Below are 402 nucleotides of genomic sequence, written 5' to 3'. Positions count from 1 at the left end.
GGGCGGTCAGGTTCCCGGGCCGGAAGGAGTTCGAGAGCGCCGCGTCGACCTTGTCCGGCTTGTAGACGTTGCCGTGGGCCATGCGGCGACGCAGGGCCTGCGGAGACATGTCGACCCGCTCGATCTGGTCGGCCCGCCGGGCCACCTCGTCCGGGACGGTCTCGCGCTGACGGACACCGGTGATCGTCTCGACCACGTCGCCCAGCGACTCCAGGTGCTGGATGTTGACCGTCGAGACGACGTCGATCCCCGCCTGGAGCAGTTCCTCGACGTCCTGCCAGCGCTTGACGTTGCGCGAGCCGGGCACATTGGTGTGCGCGAGTTCGTCGACGAGCGCGACCGCTGGATGCCGCGCGAGCACCGCGTCCACGTCCATCTCGGTGAACTCCGCGTCGCGGTACT

General features: G+C 69.2%; 1 pseudogene. It reads right to left on the bottom strand.

What is annotated here, in order from left to right:
• Positions 1–402 (bottom strand): annotated as a pseudogene (locus G3I78_RS49980) (histidine kinase); the annotation flags it as partial.

The organism is Streptomyces sp. SID13726 (genome assembly GCF_010548375.1).
Lineage (GTDB): Bacteria > Actinomycetota > Actinomycetes > Streptomycetales > Streptomycetaceae > Streptomyces.
This window is presented reverse-complemented; position numbering and strand designations above follow the sequence as displayed.